General features: G+C 71.5%; 19 protein-coding genes and 2 tRNA genes. 16 read left to right on the top strand and 5 right to left on the bottom strand.

The window, feature by feature from the left end; translation table 11 throughout:
• Positions 1–16 precede the first annotated feature (16 nt).
• From N864_RS04280 to N864_RS04270, 3 genes are all read right to left on the bottom strand, one after another.
• Positions 17–1,879, bottom strand: a complete 1,863-nt coding sequence (locus tag N864_RS04280) for an acyl-CoA dehydrogenase (protein WP_034713885.1) — start codon at positions 1,877–1,879, stop codon at positions 17–19.
• Positions 1,880–2,061: 182 nt separating this feature from the next.
• The gene (locus N864_RS23470) at positions 2,062–4,260 is read right to left on the bottom strand and encodes a cell wall-binding repeat-containing protein (RefSeq protein WP_051518180.1); all 2,199 of its coding nucleotides are present in this window, start codon (positions 4,258–4,260) and stop codon (positions 2,062–2,064) included.
• 215 nt (positions 4,261–4,475) lie between these two features.
• Positions 4,476–4,546: transfer RNA gene (locus N864_RS04270), tRNA-Gly, on the bottom strand.
• A 152-nt stretch (positions 4,547–4,698) separates the two neighbouring features.
• Between N864_RS04270 and N864_RS25600 the strand changes: the two genes are divergently transcribed.
• The 8 genes from N864_RS25600 to N864_RS04230 all read left to right on the top strand — a co-directional run bounded on the left by N864_RS25600 (position 4,699) and on the right by N864_RS04230 (position 12,019).
• Complete coding sequence (locus tag N864_RS25600; protein ID WP_051518179.1) at positions 4,699–5,871, top strand: hypothetical protein; 1,173 nt, start codon at positions 4,699–4,701, stop codon at positions 5,869–5,871.
• Entirely contained in the window at positions 5,871–6,758 is an 888-nt protein-coding gene (locus tag N864_RS04260) for a decaprenyl-phosphate phosphoribosyltransferase (RefSeq protein ID WP_034713883.1), read from the top strand. The genes N864_RS25600 and N864_RS04260 overlap by 1 nt, the downstream gene beginning before the upstream one ends.
• Entirely contained in the window at positions 6,755–8,095 is a 1,341-nt protein-coding gene (locus tag N864_RS04255) for an FAD-binding oxidoreductase (RefSeq protein ID WP_034713881.1), read from the top strand. The genes N864_RS04260 and N864_RS04255 overlap by 4 nt, the downstream gene beginning before the upstream one ends.
• Positions 8,092–8,853: a decaprenylphospho-beta-D-erythro-pentofuranosid-2-ulose 2-reductase gene (locus N864_RS04250; RefSeq protein ID WP_034713880.1), complete on the top strand. Its 762-nt coding sequence runs from the start codon at positions 8,092–8,094 to the stop codon at positions 8,851–8,853. Before N864_RS04255 ends, N864_RS04250 begins: the two co-directional genes overlap by 4 nt.
• A 58-nt stretch (positions 8,854–8,911) precedes the next feature.
• Positions 8,912–10,456: a phospholipase D-like domain-containing protein gene (locus N864_RS04245; RefSeq protein WP_034713878.1), complete on the top strand. Its 1,545-nt coding sequence runs from the start codon at positions 8,912–8,914 to the stop codon at positions 10,454–10,456.
• Positions 10,457–10,512: 56 nt separating this feature from the next.
• Positions 10,513–10,935 carry a VOC family protein gene (locus tag N864_RS04240; protein WP_034713876.1) on the top strand — a complete coding sequence of 141 codons (423 nt, stop codon included), beginning with the start codon at positions 10,513–10,515 and terminating at the stop codon, positions 10,933–10,935.
• 365 nt (positions 10,936–11,300) lie between these two features.
• Entirely contained in the window at positions 11,301–11,630 is a 330-nt protein-coding gene (locus tag N864_RS04235) for a nucleotidyltransferase family protein (RefSeq protein ID WP_051518178.1), read from the top strand.
• Positions 11,627–12,019, top strand: coding sequence for a HepT-like ribonuclease domain-containing protein (locus N864_RS04230; protein ID WP_051518177.1), 393 nt, complete (start codon positions 11,627–11,629; stop codon positions 12,017–12,019). The genes N864_RS04235 and N864_RS04230 overlap by 4 nt, the downstream gene beginning before the upstream one ends.
• Positions 12,020–12,110: 91 nt before the next feature.
• Here N864_RS04230 and N864_RS04225 read toward each other — a convergent pair.
• Positions 12,111–12,181: transfer RNA gene (locus N864_RS04225), tRNA-Gly, on the bottom strand.
• An 85-nt stretch (positions 12,182–12,266) separates the two neighbouring features.
• Between N864_RS04225 and N864_RS04220 the strand changes: the two genes are divergently transcribed.
• Both N864_RS04220 and N864_RS04215 read left to right on the top strand, forming a co-directional pair.
• On the top strand, positions 12,267–12,698 hold the full coding sequence (locus N864_RS04220; RefSeq protein WP_034713874.1) for a hypothetical protein: 432 nt from the start codon (positions 12,267–12,269) through the stop codon (positions 12,696–12,698).
• A 31-nt stretch (positions 12,699–12,729) separates the two neighbouring features.
• Positions 12,730–13,575: an SMP-30/gluconolactonase/LRE family protein gene (locus N864_RS04215; RefSeq protein ID WP_034713872.1), complete on the top strand. Its 846-nt coding sequence runs from the start codon at positions 12,730–12,732 to the stop codon at positions 13,573–13,575.
• A 62-nt stretch (positions 13,576–13,637) separates the two neighbouring features.
• Here N864_RS04215 and N864_RS04210 read toward each other — a convergent pair whose 3' ends face one another.
• Positions 13,638–15,221, bottom strand: coding sequence for an AAA family ATPase (locus N864_RS04210; protein ID WP_081793360.1), 1,584 nt, complete (start codon positions 15,219–15,221; stop codon positions 13,638–13,640).
• 70 nt (positions 15,222–15,291) lie between these two features.
• Here N864_RS04210 and dcd point away from each other — a divergent pair, with 70 nt between their 5' ends.
• From dcd to N864_RS04180, 6 genes are all read left to right on the top strand, one after another.
• Entirely contained in the window at positions 15,292–15,870 is a 579-nt protein-coding gene (gene dcd / locus N864_RS04205) for a dCTP deaminase (RefSeq protein ID WP_034713870.1), read from the top strand.
• Between the two features lie 11 nt (positions 15,871–15,881).
• Positions 15,882–16,589 carry an alpha/beta fold hydrolase gene (locus tag N864_RS04200; RefSeq protein ID WP_034713868.1) on the top strand — a complete coding sequence of 236 codons (708 nt, stop codon included), beginning with the start codon at positions 15,882–15,884 and terminating at the stop codon, positions 16,587–16,589.
• A 140-nt stretch (positions 16,590–16,729) separates the two neighbouring features.
• Positions 16,730–17,881 (top strand): ABC transporter ATP-binding protein, encoded by a 1,152-nt coding sequence (locus N864_RS04195; protein WP_034713865.1) that lies wholly within the window; start codon positions 16,730–16,732, stop codon positions 17,879–17,881.
• Positions 17,878–18,516, top strand: a complete 639-nt coding sequence (locus N864_RS04190; protein WP_034713863.1) for an ABC transporter permease — start codon at positions 17,878–17,880, stop codon at positions 18,514–18,516. Before N864_RS04195 ends, N864_RS04190 begins: the two co-directional genes overlap by 4 nt.
• Positions 18,513–19,319: an ABC transporter permease gene (locus N864_RS04185; RefSeq protein WP_081793362.1), complete on the top strand. Its 807-nt coding sequence runs from the start codon at positions 18,513–18,515 to the stop codon at positions 19,317–19,319. Before N864_RS04190 ends, N864_RS04185 begins: the two co-directional genes overlap by 4 nt.
• Positions 19,316–20,257, top strand: a complete 942-nt coding sequence (locus tag N864_RS04180; protein ID WP_034713860.1) for an ABC transporter substrate-binding protein — start codon at positions 19,316–19,318, stop codon at positions 20,255–20,257. Before N864_RS04185 ends, N864_RS04180 begins: the two co-directional genes overlap by 4 nt.
• Positions 20,258–20,312: the final 55 nt, after the last annotated feature.

Raw genomic sequence — 20,312 nt, 5'->3', positions numbered from 1 at the left:
GACCCCGAGGTGGCCGTCAGAAGGCGGCCTCGGGCACCTCCATTAGGGCGTTGTCGGTCGCCTCGACGACGGCCCGCTCCGCAGCGAGCCTCGGCAGGACGTTCCTCGCGTAGAACGAGGCGGCCGCGACCTTGCCCGTGTAGAAGTCGCCGTCCTTGCCCGTCGCGCCGGACTCGAGGGCGCGCTGGGCGACCTCGGCCTGTCGGAGCAGGAGCCACCCGACGAGCAGGTCCCCGGCGGAGAGCAGGAACCGGGTCGTGTTCTGGCCGACCTTGTAGATGTTGGACACCTCGCCGCCCATCCGCGGGTCCGACCTCATCAGTTCGCCGACGAGGTGGCCGAGCATCCCCTGGACGTCCTCGAGCGCCTTGCCGAGCAGCTCGCGCTCACGGTCGAGTGAGCCACCGAGGTCCTTGGCGAACTCCTGGATCTGTCCGGCGACGTGCTGCAGCGCCTGGCCCTTGTCCCGCACGATCTTGCGGAAGAAGAAGTCCATGCCCTGGATGGCGGTCGTGCCCTCGTAGAGGGTGTCGATCTTCGCGTCGCGGACGTACTGCTCGATCGGGTAGTCCTGCAGGAAGCCCGAGCCGCCGAGGGTCTGCAGCGACTCCGTGCCGAGCAGCACCCAGGCCCGCTCCGAGCCGAGCCCCTTGACGATCGGCAGGAGCAGGTCGCTGACCTTCGCCGCGAGCTCGGCGTCGGAGCCCTTCTCGAGCGGAGCGGCCGGGTTGCCACCCTGCGCCTGGGCGACGACGTCCTGCTGCGCGGCCGTGTAGACGACGAGGGCGCGCAGGCCCTCGGCGTAGGCCTTCTGAAGCATGAGCGAGCGGCGCACGTCGGGGTGGTGCGTGATGGTGACGCGCGGTGCCGTCTTGTCCGTCTGCTGGGTCAGGTCGGCGCCCTGGACGCGCTGCTTCGCGTACTCGAGGGCGTTGAGGTAGCCGGTCGAGAGAGTCGCGATCGCCTTGGTGCCGACGAACATTCGGGCGTTCTCGATGACCTTGAACATCTGCGCGATGCCGTCGTGGACGTCGCCGAGGAGCGTGCCGACGGCAGGCTCGTGCTCGCCGAAGGTCACCTCGCAGGTGGTGCTGACCTTGAGGCCCATCTTGTGCTCGACGTTGGTGACGTAGACGCCGTTGCGGTCACCGAGCTCGCCGGTCTCGAGGTCGACGTGGAACTTCGGGACGATGAAGAGCGACAGGCCCTTGGTGCCCGGGCCGGCGCCCTCCGGCCGGGCGAGGACGAAGTGGACGACGTTGTCGACCATGTCGGACTCGGCCGAGGTGATGAAGCGCTTGACGCCCTCGAGGTGCCACGTGCCGTCGGGCTGCTGCGTGGCCCTGGTCCGGCCGGCGCCGACGTCGGAGCCCGCGTCCGGCTCGGTGAGGACCATCGTCGTGTGCCACCCCTGCTCGACGATGTGCTTTGCGAGCTTCTTCTGGTCCTCGGTGCCGAGGTGGTAGAGCAGGTTCGCGAAGGAGTAGCTGGCGGAGTACATGTGCACCGCCGGGTTGGCGCCACAGACCATCTCTGCGACGGACCACCTCAGCGACGGCGGCACGACCATGCCGCCGAGCTCGGCCGGGGTGTCGAGGTTGCCCCAGCCGGCGTCGATGTAGGCGCGGTACGACTTCTTGAACGACTCGGGGATCGTGACGGAGTGGCTCGTGGGGTCGAAGGTGGGCGGGTTGCGGTCGGAGTCGAGCAGGCTCTCCGCCAGCTCGTTCTCGGCGAGACGCGACACCTCTCGAAGGATGTCCTTGGCGGCATCGACGTCGATGTCCGCGTAGATCCCGTGCCCCAGCATCTCCTGGCGACCGAACACCTCGAACAGGTTGAACTCGAGATCACGCACGTTGCTCTTGTAGTGGCCCACCGCTGCACCAGCTTCCTTGTTACCGACGAGTTAACTCCATGATGCTACCCGTCAGTAACGATCGCAAGCGGAAGCCCGCGGTATGCCGCTGAGCCGGCTCAGCGGCATACCGCGCAGTTCGTCGGCTGGTCGGGACAGGCGAAGGGCCCGGTCCGAGCGGACCGGGCCCTTCATGGGTGGGCTCAGCTGGTGGGCGGCGCCTCGTAGGCCCAGAGGCGCTTCGCAACGGCGTCGCTCACCACCCCGTTGCTGCCGAGGACGACGATGCGTGCCGGCTTCAGGCGGGTCAGCTCGTCCAGCGTGGCTTGGGGAACCTTGGTCGCCTGGGTGAGCAGGATCGGACCCCCGCGGAAGCCACCGGCCGGACCGCCGGCCAGGGCGTCCGGGAAGTCGGCGCCCGTCGCCACGAACGCGATCGGGACCCGGGTGCCGAAGGTCGTGGCGGAGACGCGGGCGGCCGTCCCGTAGCGGTCGGAACCCGCCGCACGCGACACGTTCGTCGAGTAGGCACGCAGCGCTTGCTCCACCGACGCCGGGACGACGCCCGTGCTGCCGAGGACGACGATCCGTTGCGGCCTCAGCCGGGCCAGCTCAGCGGCCGTCGCGTCGGGGATCGTCCCGCCCTTGACGAGGAGCACCGGCCCGTTCTTGGCGCCACCGGCGGGGCTGCCGGCCAGGGCGTCGGGGAAGTTCGTGCCAGTTGCGACGTAGGCGACGGGGGCGCCGGCGCCGAACGTCGCACGCGAGACCGCGGCGGCGGTGGCGTAGCGGTCCGACCCAGCCTGACGCTGCACGGTGCCCGCGTAGGAGCGGAGCGTCGACTCGACGGCTGCGGAGATCACTCCGGTCGAGCCGAGGACCACGATCCTGCGGGGCTTGAGACGCCGGAGCTCGGTGGCCGTGGCGGCGGGCAGGCTGGTGCGCTGGGTGAGCAGGATCGGTCCGCCGAGCGAGCCGGCCGCCGCGGCGCCGGCGAGGGCGTCGGGGAAGTCGGTGCCCGTCGCGACGAACGCCACCGGGGCGCCGGCGCCGAAGGTCTGCGCGGAGACAGCCGAGGCGGTCGCATAGCGGTCGGAGCCGGCCATGCGCGCCACCGCGGGCGCATAGCTGGCCGCCTGGGTGCGGATCGCGCCGAGCTTGTTGTAGAGGTACTGGCCCGGGCACTCGGTGTAGTTGTCCTTGGCGTCCCGGTGTCCCGAGATGTTGTTGTACGTCGTGCCGTTGATGGTCGTGCGGCCCTGCACGTCGAAGTGGTGGATCGAGGCCTTCCAGGCGATCAGCCTGGCGAGGGCCGTGATGGTCGCGCTGCTCGGCTGGGCGGTCTGGTAGTTGCCGAGGACCGACGCGGCGAACACGTAGTAGTTGAGGCCGTAGGTGTGCGCACCGACGACGGCCTTGTCGATGCCGCCGTAGCGGCCCTCCCAGATCCGGCCGAACTTGTCGACGAGGAAGTTGTAGCCGATGTCGCGCCAGCCGTTGCCGTTGACGTGGTAGGCGTAGATGCCCCGGATGATCCCCGGGACCTGGTCGCGGGTGTAGTTGTTGGTGCCGACCGTGTGGTGCACGAAGGCGGCCCGGACCACGCCGTAGTCGGGCTGGGACTGGTCCCGGATGCTCTCGTCCGCGCCCCACTGGGCGCGCGAGTAGATCGTGGGCTGTGTGGCGACACCGGCGCTCAGTGCGGCCGGCGTGATCTCAGCGCCGGTCGAGGCGGAGCTGGACTGCGCGACCGCGCTGGCCGGGCTGGGGGACGGGGTGGCGTCGGCGGGCTGGCTGCCCGGGTCGACGACGACGAGCTCGGGGTCGGCCGGGGCGGTGCCGGAGGGGGCGACGAGACGGACCTGAACGTCCTTGGCGCCGGTCGTGATGATCGGCGCGGACGACTCGCGGGCGCCGGAGGTGCGGCGCGCGGCCGTGGCGGCCTCGGCGCCGTCGGGCCGGTGCTCGCCCTCGGAGTCGACGAACTGCCACGCCCCCCAGCCGGTGGCGGTCTTCGTCCGGTACTGGACGGTGGTCCCCGGGGCGGACCCCTGACGCCAGTTGACGCCGACGACGGCGAGCTTGGGCAGGGCCACCTCGGCGGAGGCGGACGCGACACGAACGGCGCGGCCCTTCGCCTCGCGCTTGGCCTCTGTCACGTCGGCACCCGACAGCTGGGCGGCGTCGGCCTGCTTGGGGTCCGCCTGGAGGCGGTGCTTGTCGACCTTGGCCCGGACCGGCTTCGTCGTGGTGTCGGCCTTCGTCGGCGTAGCGGCGGCCGGGTCGGCAGAGCCGGCAGGACCAGCGATTGCAGGGGCCGCTGTCGTGTCTGGTGGGTTGGCGCTGGTGGCTGCGGGGGCCGCGGCGATGGCGGCGGTCGTGCCCGCGAGGGCCAGTGCCACGCGGAGGAGGGCAGCGGACGTACGGCCTAGGAAAGAGCGGGTGGAGAACACGAGCGACCCCAAACTGGTGCGAAAGAGACGTGAAGCACGGTAGCGCCCTTTCGCCCCATTCGCCCCACTGATGCCATTTGTTGTCGTTTCGTGAGGCAGCGCCCAGGGGGTGAAACGCCGACGCGCCCGGCCCCGAGGGGTCAGGCGCGTCGGCGTTCAACTCGAGCGGGCGGCAAGAATCGCACTCACGTCTTCCTCCTGGAAGGAGGATGTTCTGCTACTGAACTACACCCGCAGACGGCGCAACCATACCGAGTCGGGGGCGCGGATCCCAATCGCCCGGGGGCGGCCGCGCACTCATCGGCCGTCCACGCCGAACGCTCAGGGCGCTCACAAGGGCGGCGCCGAGCATGAGGCGAGCGTTCCTGTGCCACAGGTGGAGGGCTCATGGACCCACAGCCAGCTCGCCGGCGGCGCGCCACACGCCGGGTGATGACGCGGCGCGGCCGCGCCGCCCGCAGGGCCGTCCTGGCCCTCCTGGCCGTGGCGGTCGCCGTCGCCGGCGTCTCCTACGGGCAGGCCCTCACGGCTCCGGGCGACGCGTCGTGGACGGTTCGGACGGTCGAGTGGGTCCGGGACAACGGTGGCGCCGGGCTGGTCGACGCGATCGAGAACTGGTGGTACACCCGGAGCGCCCCGACGAACGCGTCGCCCTCGCGCTCCGACCTGCCGGTGCTCGGCGCGCCGCCAGCGGCCGCCCGCCCGGCTGCGCCGACCCATCGCACTGCGGCACCGGCCCCGACACCCATGGCGATCCCGCCCGGGATCACGGCGGTCCCCGGCGAGGGTCGGTGGGTCCCCGGTCGGGTCGACAAGAACGGGGTGCCAGCGCTCTACACGACGTTCGTGCAGCCCGACCCCGCCCATGCCAGCGTCGTCGCCGGAGTCGCGTGGATCCGGGCGTCGGACACAGCCGTCCACCTCGTGCCCGGTACGGCCCAGCCGGGCGGGCCGAGCTGGCCGGGCGATGCCCGGGTCGCACCCCGTGACGTCCCGGGCCTGGTCGCCACCTTCAACTCAGGCTGGCGCTTCCAGGACCTGCTCGGCGGTTTCTACGAGGGCGGGCGCTACTCCCATGCCCTCGAGCAGGGCGCGGGGTCGGTCGTGATCGACCGCGCCGGGCACGTGAGCATCGGGGCATGGGGACGAGACGTCTCGATGTCGCAGGACGTCGTCGCGGTCCGGCAGAACCTGCACCTCATCGTGACAGCCGGCAAACCGGCGCCGGGCATCGCAAACGCCAGTGGCCCGTGGGGAGTGCCGGGCAACCAGCGCCAGTTCACCTGGCGGTCCGGACTCGGTGTGGACGCCCACGGCAACCTCATCTATGTGGCCGGGGACCACATGACCCTCCGCGTCCTGACCAATGCCCTCGTCGCCGCTCGGGCGGTCCGTGCCGTGGAGCTCGACATGCATGCAGGCATGGTCTTCTTCGCCCGCTGGGTCCCCGGCCGGACGGGGGCCATCGCCCCGGAGAAGCTGCTGCCGGCTATGCCCTCCCGCGCGGACCGGTTCCTCCGCCCGGACCAGCGCGACTTCTTCTACGTGACGCTCGGCTGATGGTGACGTCCGCCCGGGCCGGGGCACCCTCCACCACGGTTGCACTCCTCCAGGTCCTGCGGCCGCAGCTCTGGCCGCGCAACCTGCTCGTGGCAGCCGCCCCGATCGCGGCCGGCACCCTCCTCCAGCAGTCGGTGCTGCTTCGGACCGGGCAGGCCTTCGTCGCCCTGTGTCTCGCGGCCAGTGGCGCCTACTGTCTCAACGATGTCGTCGACGCGCCCGCCGACGCCCGGCACCCGAGCAAGCGGCTCCGGCCGGTGGCCTCCGGGCGGGTGCGCGCGGCACAGGCGGTGGTCCTGTCGGCGGTCCTCATGGTGGCCTCCGTCGTCCTCGCGTGGCCGGGCTCGCTGCGCTGGGTCGTCGTCGCGTACCTCCTCCTGACGAGCGCCTACTCGATGGGCCTCAAGCGGGAGCCGGTCGTTGAGCTGGCCGTCGTGGCGGGCGGCTTCCTGCTGCGCGCCATCGCTGGCGGGGCGGCGACCGACACCCCCATCAGCACGTGGTTCCTCATCGTCACCGGCTTCGGGTCGCTGTTCATGGTCACCGGCAAGCGGCTCTCCGAGCTCGTCACGTCCGGCGCCGCCAGCGGCACTCGCAGCAGCCTCGGCGCCTACTCGGAGAGCTACCTGCGCCTCGTGCTCGGGGTCAGCGCCGCCGTGGCGATCGCGGGGTACTGCCTGTGGGCCTTCGGGATCACCACCGAGGGGGTCGAGAGCACGTATGCCGCTCTGTCCGTCGTGCCGTTCGTGCTCGCTGTGCTGCGCTACGCGCTCGACGTCGACCGGGCGCGCGCTCAGGAGCCGGAGCATGTCGTGGTCGGCGACCGGGTCCTTCAGGTGCTCGCCCTCGTCTGGGCCGTCACCTTCTGGCTCGCGGCGATGACATGAGCGGCACCACGCGGCCGCACGAGAGGCGACCGCTCACCGGGTGGGGGCGGACGGCACCGACCGTGGCCGACGTCGTCGTGCCGGCCACGGTGGACGACCTGCGGTGCCTCATCCAGCGGCAGCCGTCCCGGGGTGTCATCGCCCGCGGGCTGGGCCGCAGCTACGGAGATGCGGCGCAGAACGCCGGGGGGCTGGTCCTCGAGACCGGCGGCCTGGACCAGATCGGGCCGGTCGACCCCACGAGCGGGCTCGTGACGTGTGGTGCCGGGGTGAGCCTGGACGGGCTGATCCGGACGGTGCTGCCGCAGGGCTGGTTCGTCCCCGTCACCCCGGGGACCCGTCAGGTGACGGTCGGCGGCGCCGTCGCAGCCGACATCCATGGCAAGAACCACCACGGTGACGGGTCGATCTGCGCGCATCTGGACTCTGTTGTCCTTGTCGACGGCCGTGGTGAGCTGCGGACGCTGACCCCGGAGGACGACCTCTTCTGGGCGGTCCCGGGCGGCATGGGTCTCACCGGGGTCATCGTCGCGGCGACGCTGCGGCTCATCCCCGTCCGGTCCGACCGGATGGTCGTAGACACCGTCCGCACCGCATCCCTGGACGAGACGATGGAGGCGCTCGCCGAGGCCGACCGGACGCACCGGTACAGCGTTGCCTGGGTCGACTGCCTCGCCGGCGGAGGGGGACTGGGCCGGGGTGTCGTCACCGCCGGCGAGCACGCCGCGAGCCCCGGCGAGCACGACGGGGGCGGTCGCCTGCCCACAACGGCGTGGGCCGTCCCGTCCTGGGCTCCCCGCCTGCCGCTCAGTCCTCGGACCGTGCGGCTCTTCAACGAGGCCTACCACCGGGCGGCTCCGCGCTCGCGCCGCTCGCTCGAACCGCTCGGCTCCTTCTTCCACCCCCTCGACGTCGTGGGCGAGTGGAACCGGCTGTATGGCGCCCGCGGCTTCGTGCAGCACCAGCTGGCCGTTCGCGATCCGGAGGTCGTCCGGCAGGTGATCGCGATGTTCGCCGCACACCGCGCTCCGACGTTCCTGTGCGTGCTGAAGCGGTTCGGGCCGGGGAGCGCTGCGCCCCTGTCGTTTCCCCAACCGGGGTGGACCCTCGCCGTGGACCTGCCCGCCGGGGACCGCCGCGTCGGCGCCCTGCTCGACGAGGTCGACGCCGCCGTGATCGCCGGCGGCGGCCGGGTCTACCTCGCCAAGGACGCGCGCCTGGCGCCGTCGGCGCTCGCGCAGATGTACCCGAGGTTGGACGAATGGCGCCGGCTGCGGGAGCGGCTCGACCCGGACCACGTCTTCGTCTCGGACCTGGCCCGGAGGTTGCACCTGTGATCGATGCGTGTGGAGCGGCCCAGTCCGTGCTCGTTCTCGGGGCGACGAGCGAGATCGCTGGTGCGACGGTGGCCCGGCTCGCGGAGGGCGGACGGCTGGAGCGAGTGGTCCTCGCCGGACGCCCGGGTCGCGGTCGTGTCGCGGCTGCTGGTCGCGTCACGGCGCTCAGGGTGCCCGCGGTGGAGCTGGTCGACTTCGACGCGCGCGACCGGGTGGGGCACGAGGGCGTCATCGATGTCGCCTTCGACGGCGGCGACATCGATGTGGCCCTGCTGGCGTGGGGCGTGCTGCCGGAGGAGGACTCGGTGCGCGCCGCACCGCTCGCCGCAGCCGAGGTTGTCGACGTGAACTGCACCGCCGTCGTGACGACCCTCCTCGCGGCGACGCGCCGCATGCGCGCTCAGGGGCATGGCGTCATCGTCGTGCTCTCCTCCGCGGGGGCGGTCCGGCCGCGCGGGTCCACTGCCGTCTACGGCGCCACCAAGGCGGGGGTCGACGCCCTGGCGACTGCGCTCGGCGACACCCTGGCGGGCAGCGGGGTGTCGATCCTCGTCGTCCGACCGGGGTTCGTGCGGACCCGGATGACGGCCGGTCGACGCCCGCCGCCGCTCGCCGTCGGGCCCGAGGACGTCGCGGCGGCCATCGTCGCCAACCTGGGCCGGGGTTCGCGCACCGTGTGGGTGCCGGCGTCGATGCGCTACGCGATGGCCGCGCTCGCCGTCACGCCGCGGTCGATCTTCCGCCGGCTGCCCATCTGAGCCCCCATCCCCGGAGCGCCGGTGTCACACTGGTCCGGGACCGAACCGAGGAGGCGTGATGGCGTGCCGGGCTCCCGCCGACTGGTTTCTCTCCCCGCAGGAGCGCGGCAACCCCGCCACCCGCCTCGACCGGCGCCATCCGGACGGCCGGTCGTGGAGCGAGGGCAACCGCGTGACGCCCCTGGTGCACGGCAGCGCCTACTTCGCGGCCCTCGTGGAGCGCGTCTCGCGCATGTCCCGGGGTGACCTCATCCTCTTCGTCGACTGGCGCGGCGACCCGGACGAGCGGCTGACCGGCGAGCCGGGCAGCGAGATCGGTGAGCTCCTCGCAGCGGCGGCCGGGCGCGGCGTCGACGTCCGGGGCCTCGTCTGGCGGTCGCACTGGGACCGCTTCGCCTTCTCCGCCGCAGAGAACCGGCACCTCGGCGAGGAGGTCAACGCCGCCGGCGGCGAGTGCTTCCTCGACATGCGCGTGCGGGTCGGCGGCTCGCACCACCAGAAGTTCGTCGTCCTGCGCCACCCGGGGCGCCCGGAGCGCGACATCGCCTTCGTCGGGGGCATCGACCTGTGCCACAGCCGGCGCGACGACGCCACCCACGAAGGGGACCCGCAGCGGCAGCCGATGTCAGCGGCATACGGGCCTCGACCGCCCTGGCACGACGTGCAGCTGGCGATCACGGGGCCGGCCGTCGGCGACGTCGAGACGGTGTTCCGCGAGCGGTGGGAGGACCGGCAGGCGCTCAGCCGCTCGCCGGTGCGGTATGTCGCTGACCGCCTTCGCCACGACGTGCCGTCCCGCACGCCGTTGCCTCCGCAGCTGCCCGACCCCGCCCCGACCGGGCCACATCCCGTGCAGCTGCTCCGCACGTACGGGCACCGCCTCGGTGGGTACCCTTTCGCGCCGCGGGGTGAGCGGAGCGTCGCCCGCGGCTACGCCAAGGCGATCGGTCGGGCCCAGCGCCTCATCTACCTCGAGGACCAGTACCTCTGGTCCGAACAGGTGGCAGCGGTGCTCGCCGGCGCGCTGCGGGCCAACCCGGAGCTGCGTCTCGTCGCGGTCCTCCCGCACCTGCCCGACGAGGACGGAGCGGTGAGCCAGCCGCCCAATCTCGTCAGCCGCGTGCGGCTGCTCCGGCAACTGCACAGTGCGGGGCCCGGCCGCGTCGGCGTCTACGGCGTCGAGAACCACCGTGGCACCCCGGTGTACGTGCACGCCAAGGTGTGCGTCATCGACGACACGTGGGCCACCGTCGGCTCGGACAACTTCAACCGGCGCTCGTGGACGCACGACTCGGAGCTGACCGCCGCGGTCGTCCATCCCGACTATGCCCGGGACCTGCGCCAGGGGCTGGCCCGAGAGCACCTCGACACGACCGAGGCGGTCCCGATGGAGGAGCACTTCGACGCGTACGCGCGCCAGGCCGCCGCGCTGCAGGCGTGGCACGACGGCGGCGGAGTGGGGCCCCGGCCACCGGGACGGGTCCGCCCGCTGGTCGAGCCCGCCCTGGGGCTCGCGACCCGGCTCTGGGCGACCCCGCTGTACCGCCTCCTCTACGACCCGGACGGTCGGCCCTGGGACCTGCGGCGACGCGGGTCGATGTGACCCCGCGGGTCGATGCGACCCGCCCCGGTGTCTGGGGTGGGCGATAGCGTCACCGCATGGAGCAGCGCATCAGCCTGATCACCCTCGGAGTGTCCGACCTCGGCGGTACCCGCCGTTTCTACGAGGAGGGGCTGGGCTGGGAGCGCGGCAACGCCCACGACGACGTCGCGTTCTACCAGCTTCCCGGCATGGTCCTTGCGCTCTGGGACCGCGAGGCGCTCGCGGCAGACGCCGGTGTCGCCCTCGAGCCGACCGGGTTCGCCGGCATCACCATCGCGTACAACACCCGCAGCCGCGACGAGGTGGACGAGGTGTTGCGGCGGTTCGCTGCCGCCGGTGGGACGGTGACCAAGCCGGCCGTCGAGGCCGAGTGGGGCGGCTACAGCGGCTACGGAGCCGACCCGGACGGGCACCTGTGGGAGGTGGCCTGGAACCCGGGTTGGACCGTCACCGACGACGGCCGGACCGTCCTCGACTGACGCGGCTCGGTGCCGTTGCACGCGCGTCGCGCGAGACCGGGGACAAGCCGAGCAAACGACGAAGCCGCAGGTCGAGAACCGTCTCCTGACCGGCGGCTTTGTATGTGGAGCGAGCGACGGGCATCGAACCCGCGCATCCAACTTGGGAATCCTGCCGCTGGCGGCGGTCGTACGCGAGGCGGCTTCAGCACGGCGCCCACGTCTACCCATAGCTACCCGCTCGTGACCCGTCTTGAGTGCACGGTGAGTGCACGCACCGTGCACCCGGGACGGGTGGACAACCGGTTCCCGGCACTGCACTTTGTTGGTGTAGTGCCCGACTCCGGCCTAGCCGTGCTGCGATGCAACGCCGATACCATGGTGCTATGACTGAGGCTGCCGTGCCGGCTCGTGCGCCACTCAGTGGCCCCACAGGCCGACTCGTCGCAGCTCACCGTGAGGAGCTGCGCGAGGTGCTGCGCCGCCACGGTGTGACCGACGCCCATATCTTCGGAAGCGTCGCACGTGGAGACGATCGCCCTGGCAGCGATCTCGACCTGCTCGTCGAGTTCCCCCGTGGGACCAGCCTCTTCGACCTGGCCGGCATTCAGGCCGAGTTGGAAGAGGTTCTGGGCGTTGAGGTCGACCTCGGTACCCGCGGAAGCCTCAAGCCGCGCATCCGTCCGGGCGTGGAACGAGACTTGGTTGCCCTATGAGCCGTTCGGACCTCGACCGGCTCTATGACATCGCCGAAGCAATTGCGGCTATCCGGTCCCACGTCGCGCAGGGGCCTCTCAGTGAGGCTGTGGTGTTCGACGCGGTGCGGATGCGACTTCTCGAAATCGGCGAGGCCGTGAAGGGTCTCAGTGAAGAGCTCACGGCACGGGAGCCTGGCATTTCGTGGCCCACGATTGCGCGGTCGCGAGACAACTTGGTCCATCACTACTTCGCGACCGAGGTGCAGATTGTCGAGGACACGATCAAGACGGACTTGGCGCCACTGGACGAGGCCGTCGGCCGGCTGATCGCGGAAGTCGAGCGGCTGGATGAACTGGTCCGAGAGCACCAGAACCGCGGTCAGAAGCAGGCTGATGCTGCCGAGTGAGCGCACCTGGATCACACGCACTATACGAGTGCCCTCGCGTGCAAGAAGCCGCAGGCCAGGAGACATCGTCTGACCTGCGGCTTCGTGTCGGAGCGAGCGACGGGAATCGAACCCGCGTATCCAGCTTGGGAAGCTGGCGCTCTACCATTGAGCTACGCTCGCGGAGCCGCTCCACCGGACCGGAGGCGGCACGCGGCGTCAGTGTAGCCGACACCGCGCCCCCGTCACGAAAGGGCCCATCTCACCCATGGACCTCGCCAGGCAACGGGCGCTCGTCGAGCACGTCGAGGCCCGCGGGGGACGCCGTGCCCAGGTCGCCGTGACGCTCGAGCAGTTCTTCGACGGCAACGACTGCGACTGGTGCATCGGCCCGAACCGGGACGAGGAGATCGACCTCGACACCGTCCGGCGGGTGCTCCTCGCCCTGCGGAACCGGCCCGAGGTCCACGACGTCCGGGTGGAGCTCGACCCGCTCGAGTTCGACGTCTACCCCGACGACGAGTGGCCCTTCGCCAGCGGCGCCGCCGTCATCACGACCCTGCACCCCGAGGAGGTCGACGCCCTGACGAGCGAGGCCGGCACCGAGCCGAGCGGCGGCCCGGCGGCCTCCGTCGACTGGCTCGTCGACGCGCCCGCCATCCCGGAGGGGCACCACTACGTCGGCGTCTGGTGGGACTGACCTCGACCAGCGGCTGGGCCATGATGGGTCGATGAGCGAGCTTGAGCAGATCACCGACCCGATCGCCTACCACGCCGAGGGCCCGGTCTGGTCCGACACGTGGGGCGGGCTCCGCTGGGTCGACATGCTCGCCGGTGACCTGCTCACGCTGCGCGCCGACGGCAGCGTCGACCGCCTCAACGTGGGCAGCAAGATCGCGGCGTTCGTCCGGCCCCGCGCCTCCGGCGGCTACGTCGTCGGCACCGAGCGCGGCCTCGCCCTCTCCGACACACCCGACGACGCGCCCAAGCCGATGCTCGAGGTGTGGCAGGACCCCGGCATCCGGATGAACGAGGGCGGCTGCGACCCGTGGGGCAACCTCTACTGCGGCTCGATGGCCTACGACCGCACCGAGGGGGCCGCCTCCCTCTACCGCGTCACCCCGACCGGGGACGTCACCGTCGTGCTGCCGCACGTGACGACCTCCAACGGCATCGACTTCTCGCCCGACGGCACCCGCGCCTACTACAACGACACGAAGACCCGACGCACCGACGTCTTCGACGTCGAGCACGAGGAACTGACCAACCGCCGCGTCTTCCACGAGGCCCAAGGCACCTCACCGGACGGGCTCACCGTCGACTCCGAGGGCAACGTCTGGGTCGCGCTCAACCGGGTGGGGAAGGTCCGCTGCTACTCGCCCGATGCGCAGGTCCTGCACGAGGAGCAGCTCCCACTGCGCCTCGTCACCGCCTGCACGCTGGGCGGCCCCGACGGGCGGGACCTGTTCATCACGACCTCCCGGGAGAACCTCGATGACCCGGAGCCACCGGCCGGTTCGGTCTTCCGGCTGCGCGTCGACGTGCCGGGCAAGCCCACCCTGACCTTCGGCGGCTGAGGCACGAGCAAGGGGTATGCCGCCGAGCTGGGTCCCGCTCGGCCGTGGCCTTGGGGCGCGGCTCAGCCCCGTGGCCCCGCTCCCGGACGCGGCGCGTAGGCGAACCACCCGACACCCCGGCCGCCCCGGTAGACCGCGGGCGCGGGTGCCGGGGCCGCCCAGCCACCCTCGGCCGAGCCGCCGAACCCGCCCTCTTCCCCGGACTCGGGTCCACCCGGCGAGACCCCGAGCAGGCTGCGGGTCAGCACCTCCGCGTCGGACAGCAGCTCGTCGAGTGCCGACCGGAGCGACGCGTCCGAGGGGTCATCCCCCGCCAGCGCCGCATGCAGGACCGCCCGGCGGACGAGCTCCTTGGCGAACGACGCCGTCGTGCCCTCCGACCGCGCCGCAGCGTGAGCGAGCGCGTCCTGCGAGAAGAGCTGAGCGGCATACAGCTGCAGGAGCGCGAGCCGGCCGGCCTCGTCGGGCAGCGGAATCTCGACGGCGAGGTCGACGCGTCCCGGGCGCTGGGACAGCGCCAGCTCGAGGTCGGCGACGCGGTTCGTCGTGAGCAGGAAGGCGACGTCGGCGTCGGCGTCGAGGCCGTCGAGGGCGTCGAGCACCTCGAACAGGAGCGGCTGGGGGCCCATCGCGAACGACCGGTCCTCGGCGACGAGGTCGACGTCCTCGAGGACGACGATGGCGGGCTGGTGGGCGCGGGCGACCTTGGCCGCGGCATGGATGTGACCGAGGGCGCCGCCGCTGAGGAGCACGGCGGTGGTGCCCGGCGTCGAGCTGAGCAGGTAGCGCACCGTGTGCGTCTTGCCCGTGCCCGGCGGGCCGTAGAGGAGCACACCCCGCTTCAGGTGCTGACCGTGCGCCCGGAGGCGCTCGCGGTGCTCACCGATCCCGACGACGTGGGCCCCGATCCGGTCGAGGGCCCCCTCGGGCAGCACGACGTCGGACGCCGAGAGCGCGGGGCGCTCCACGAACGTGATCCCCGCCATTCCCCGCCCGTACGGGTCCGAGCCGAACGTGATGATCTGCCCGCGCAGGACGCTGCGCTCGTCCATGAGGGTCCGCAGCCGGTCGATGAGGGACTCGGCGACCGCACGATCGGCGGCGATGACCTCGAGGAGCGCCTCCTCCCGGCCGAACTGCGGTGCGTACCCCATGACCCGGACCACGACGGGTGTCCCGTCCCACCGGAACAGGTGCACCCCGGACGAGACGACCTGACGGCGGTCGGTGGGGCGTGGGCCGGTCGGCAGCTGTGCATAGTCGACCGGTCCCAGCCGCACCGACCCGCCCCACGGGCCGCCGACCTGCAGCAGGTCGGCCAGGGTCATGTGGTGTCGCATGTCGCCCGCGATTCCGATGAGACGGGCCTCGTCGTCGGCTTCGACGAGCGCTGCCAGTGCGATGTCGGCGTCGACGACGCGGTGGGCCGGGACGTTCTCCGCCACGACGGGCAGGCGCCGCGCGTCCGTGCCGAGGTGACCCGAGAGGGCCTGCGTCAGCCCGTCCCCGGTGCCCTCCGTGTCGCCGAACCGCTCCAGTGCCGTCTGCACGAAGCGACGAAACTGCCGCATGAAGTCGGCCAGCCCGTCCTCGCCTCGGTCGGACCGGCCCTCGTCGCCCGCGGCGACCACCCTGTCGTCCGTCATGTGGTCACGCTAGGGCACCGCAGACGCGATGCAGGACCGAACGCCAAGGCCGCTCCACTAGTCTCGGGTCGTGCTGCTCTCAGACAAGGACATCCACGCGGAGGTCGACTCGGGACGGGTCGTGCTCGAGCCGTGGGACCCCGACATGGTCCAGCCGTCGAGCGTCGACGTCCGGCTGGACAAGTTCTTCCGGCTGTTCGACAACCACAAGTACCCGTTCATCGACCCGGCGGCCGAGCAGCCTGACCTGACGCGGCTCGTCGAGGTCGGCGGCGAGGAGGACGCGTTCGTCCTGCACCCGGGGGAGTTCGTCCTGGCCTCCACCTTCGAGACGGTGACGCTGCCGGACGACCTCGCGGCGCGGGTCGAGGGCAAGAGCTCGCTCGGGCGGCTCGGGCTGCTCACCCATGCGACCGCCGGCTTCGTCGACCCCGGCTTCTCCGGGCACGTGACCCTTGAGCTGTCCAACGTCGCCACCCTGCCGATCAAGCTCTATCCGGGGATGAAGATCGGTCAGCTCTGCTTCTTCCGGCTCAGCTCGCCGGCCGAGCACCCTTATGGCTCAGGCAAGTACGGCTCGCACTACCAGGGCCAGCGCGGGCCGACGGCCAGCCGCTCGTTCCAGAACTTCCACCGCACGCACGTCTGACCAGAGGTCGTATGCCGCTCAGCTCCCTCGCCTGGGACGCCGCTCCCGCTTCGGCGGGCGCCGTCGCGCTGATCCTGCACGGGGGCGCCATCGAGGGGCGGCAGGCGAACCGGCCGTGGTCGCACAACGTCGCCCGGCTCTACCCGATCAGTCGCGCTGTCGCTGCGGCTGCGACGCCCGAGCCGCTCGCCGTCGCTCGGCTCCGCTTCAGGTGGCGCGGCTGGAACGGTGACGAGCGGTCGCCGGTCACCGATGCGCTGTGGGCTCTCGGGCAGGTGCGCACCCGCTATCCCGGGCGGCCGATCGCCCTGGTCGGACACTCCATGGGCGGTCGCACGGCGATCCACGTGGCCGACGAGCCGGACGTCCGGCTGCTCGTCGGCATGTCGCCCTGGATCGAGGCCGGCGACCCCCTGCCCGCGAGGGCCGACCTCAGCACCGTCCTCATCCATGGCGACCGCGACACGATCTGTCCCCTATGGGCCTCTCGGGAGACCGTGGAGAGGCTGCGCGCCGAGGGCCGGGCCGCGTCGTTGATCCGGGTCGCCCGCTCGGACCACGCCATGCTCATCCGGGCGCGACTGTGGTCCCGACTCGTCACCGACGTCGTCGTCGCCGGCCTCGCCGACTCCCTCGGCGGGGCGACGCCGCCCTGGCCCGACCCGGCCCGGTCCATCGCCGAGCACGCCGTGAGCGACGGCGGCATCTACGACATCTGACCTGGGCTCCCGGTGCCCGGTCGAGCGAGGAGAAGTGACCGGTCGAGCGAGGAGGAGTGACCGCTCGATCGAGGAGAAGTGACCGGTCGACGGAGGATTGGGAGGGGTTCTGTCGGGCGGAGTCTGTAGCGTGAGGTCGCATGATCCGCTTCGACGGCGTGACCAAGACCTACGGTGGTGGCCCGCCCGCCGTCGACCACCTGACGCTCGAGGCGGCCACCGGCCAGATCAGCGTCCTCGTCGGGCCGTCCGGCTGCGGCAAGACGACGACGCTGCGCATGGTCAACCGGCTCATCGCCCCGACCTCTGGCACTGTCTCCATCGACGGCGTCGACACGGCGACGATGGACCTCACGCAGCTGCGGCGGGGCATCGGCTACGTCATCCAGCACGCCGGGCTCTTCCCGCACCGCACCGTCGTCGACAACGTCGCGACGGTCCCGCGCCTGCTCGGCTGGACCAAGGCCAGGGCCCGCAGCCGCGCCATGGAGCTCATCGAGCTCGTCGGGCTCGAGCCCGACCTGGCGAAGCGCTACCCTGCCCAGCTGTCCGGCGGCCAGCAGCAGCGCGTCGGAGTCGCCCGGGCGCTCGCCGCGGACCCGCCCGTCATGCTCATGGACGAGCCGTTCTCGGCTGTCGACCCCGTCGTCCGGGAGCAGCTCCAGCAGGAGTTCCTCCGCATCCAGGCCGAGCTCGGCAAGACCACCCTCTTCGTCACCCACGACATCGACGAGGCGATCAAGCTGGGCGACCGCGTCGCGGTGCTTCGGGTCGGCGGCCACCTCGCCCAGTTCGACGCACCCGAGAAGCTCCTGTCCGACCCCATCGACGACTTCGTGGCCGAGTTCGTCGGCCGCGACCGGGGCTACCGCGCCCTCGCCTTCGCCGCCGCGCCCGCCCTGCCGCTGCGCGACGAGGCGACGATCGCCCTCGGCGCCACCCCGGACGAGGTCCGGTCGGTCGGCAATGACTGGGTCCTCGCCCTCGATGACGACAAGGCACCGATCGGCTGGGTCCGCACCGCAGCCGTCGACCGGCCCGTCGACCGAACCCTGCTCCACCGGGGCGGCACCGTGGCCCGGGCCAACGGATCGCTTCGTGCGCTCCTCGACGCCGCGCTCAGCTCACCGAGCGGCCGGGGGGTCGTCGCGGACCCGGATGGCCGCTTCATCGGCACCGTCCTGGCCACCGACGTCGTCTCCGCCATCCAACGCGAGCGCGATGCCGAGCGCGCGTCCCAAGCGCAGGCCGGCACCGCGGCATACGGCCTGGACGAGGAGAACGCTCCGTGAGCTGGGCGCTCGACCACCTGGGTGACATCGTCGGTCGGGCCATCGAACACGCGTGGCTGGCCGGGCTGCCCCTGCTGATCGGGCTGCTCCTCGCACTGCCGCTCGGCTGGCTCGCCCAGCGTCGCGCCTGGCTACGCGGGCCGCTGCTCGGAGCGACGGGGCTGCTCTACACGATCCCGTCGCTCGCGCTGTTCATCCTGCTGCCGGTCGTCCTCGGCAACGGCATCCTCAACCCGGTCAACGTCCTCATCGCGATGACGATCTACACGATCGCGCTGCTGACCCGCACCGTCTCCGACGCGCTCGGGGCCGTCGATCCCTCGACGCGGCAGGCTGCCGTGGCCATGGGCTACAGCGGCCCGGCTCGTTTCGTCGCCGTGGACCTGCCGCTGGCCGTGCCGGTCCTCGCCGCCGGGCTGCGCGTCGCCGCGGTCAGCAACGTCAGCATCGTCAGCGTCGCCTCGCTGATCGGTGTCGACCAGCTCGGCTACTTCCTCACGGACGGCTATGCCAAGTCGTTCGCGACCGAGGTCTGGGTCGGGATCATCGCCTGCGTCGTCCTCGCCCTGCTCTTCGACCTCGTCATCCAGCTCGTCGAGCGGGTGCTGACCCCGTGGGTGAGGGCGGTCGCATGATCCACGACCTCATCGCCTGGCTCACCGATCCCGCGAACTGGTCGGGCGACCTCGGCATCGCCAACCGCATCGACGAGCACCTGCGCTACACCGGGGTCGTCGTGCTCATCGGGCTTCTCATCTCCCTGCCGATCGGGCTCTACGTCGGCCACACGGGGCGCGCCCGCTGGCTCGTCACGTGGACGAACGCGGTCCGTGCCGTGCCGAGCCTCGGCCTGCTCTTCGCGGTCTCGATGCTGGTCGGCCCGCTCATCCAGAGCGACCTCGCCTTCGTCATCCCGAGCATCGTCGTCCTCGTCCTGCTCGCCATCCCACCGCTCCTGTCCGGGATCTACGCCGGCATCGAGAGCGTCGACGCAGCCGTGCGCGACGCGGCCCGTGGCATGGGCATGACCGAGTGGCAGGTGCTGTGGCGGGCGGAGGTGCCCAACGCGCTCCCGCTCGTGCTGTCCGGCCTGCGCAGCGCGGTCCTGCAGGTCATCGCCACCGCGACGATCGCGGCGTCGGTCAGCCTCGGCGGCCTGGGCCGTTTCCTCCTCGACGGGCTTGCCGCGCGCGATGCCGCGCAGATGGTCGGCGGGGCGGTACTCGTGGCCGCGCTCGCACTCGTCGCCGAGGCCGTCCTCGCGTTCGCCCAGCGGTATGTGGTCTCGCCGGGAATCACCGGACGTGTTCCCCGTGTTGGCACCCTTGACGAGTCGGCCCGACGTGGCGCCGACGCGGCTGCGGTCGACAGGCCGGAGCTCGACCTCGCCGAGGCAACCGCCCCGGCACCGCCCCACACGGAAAGAGATCGACCATGAACCGCACGCGCACGTTCGCCGCCATCACGATGGCGGCCCTCGCCCTGCCGCTCGCGGCATGTGGCGGAGGCAGCAACCCGCTGTCCAACGGTCAGCAGTCGGCCCCCGCGGGCGGCGCGACTGGGGGCGCCTCGGGGTCCGGTGGCGGCTCCGTCGCGATCGGCTCGGCGAACTTCCCGGAGTCGACCCTCCTCGGTGAGGTCTACGCGCAGGCCCTCGAGGCCAAGGGCGTCACGGTGAGCCGGCACTTCAACATCGGCAACCGTGAGACCTACCTCAAGGCGATCACCGGCGGTGAGATCGACCTGCTGCCCGAATACACGGGGTCGCTGCTGAACTACTACGACAAGACCGTCAACGAGACGGACCCGCAGAAGATCTACGACCTGCTGAAGTCCAAGCTCCCGCAGGGGCTCACGATCCTCGACAAGTCAGCGGCCGAGGACAAGAACTCCCTCGCCGTCACCAAGGAGACGGCCCAGGCCTGGAACCTCAAGGCGATCCCCGACCTGAAGGCCCACGAGTCCGAGCTGACCATCGGCGCGCCGCCGGAGTTCCGCACCCGGGCGCAGGGCCTCGTCGGCCTGAAGAACATCTACGGCATCACGCCCAAGGAGTTCCGACCCCTCGACAGCCAGGCCACCGTCAACGCCCTGAAGAACGGCCAGGTCAAGGCCGCCAACATCTTCACGACCGACCCCTCGATCGTGGCGAACGGTTTCGTCGTCCTCGAGGACCCGAAGCAGCTCTTCCCGTCCGACAACGTCGTGCCCCTCGTCCGCACGGACAAGGCCGACGTGGTCAAGGAGACGCTCAACGCGGTGTCGGCCAAGCTCGACACCCCGGCACTGGCCAACCTCGTCAAGCAGGTCGTCGTCGACCACAAGGACGACAACGTCGTCGCCAAGGAGTGGCTGACCAGCGCCGGTCTGCTCTGACCCCCCGCAGCGGCATGACGGGAAGTGGCCTCTCGACGGTGTTATCCGTCGAGAG

It is taken from the genome of Intrasporangium chromatireducens Q5-1 (genome assembly GCF_000576575.1).
GTDB classification, from domain to species: Bacteria; Actinomycetota; Actinomycetes; order Actinomycetales; family Dermatophilaceae; genus Intrasporangium_A; species Intrasporangium_A chromatireducens.
The sequence above is the reverse complement of the archived record's forward strand: the minus strand, read 5'-3'. Positions and strand labels throughout refer to the sequence as shown.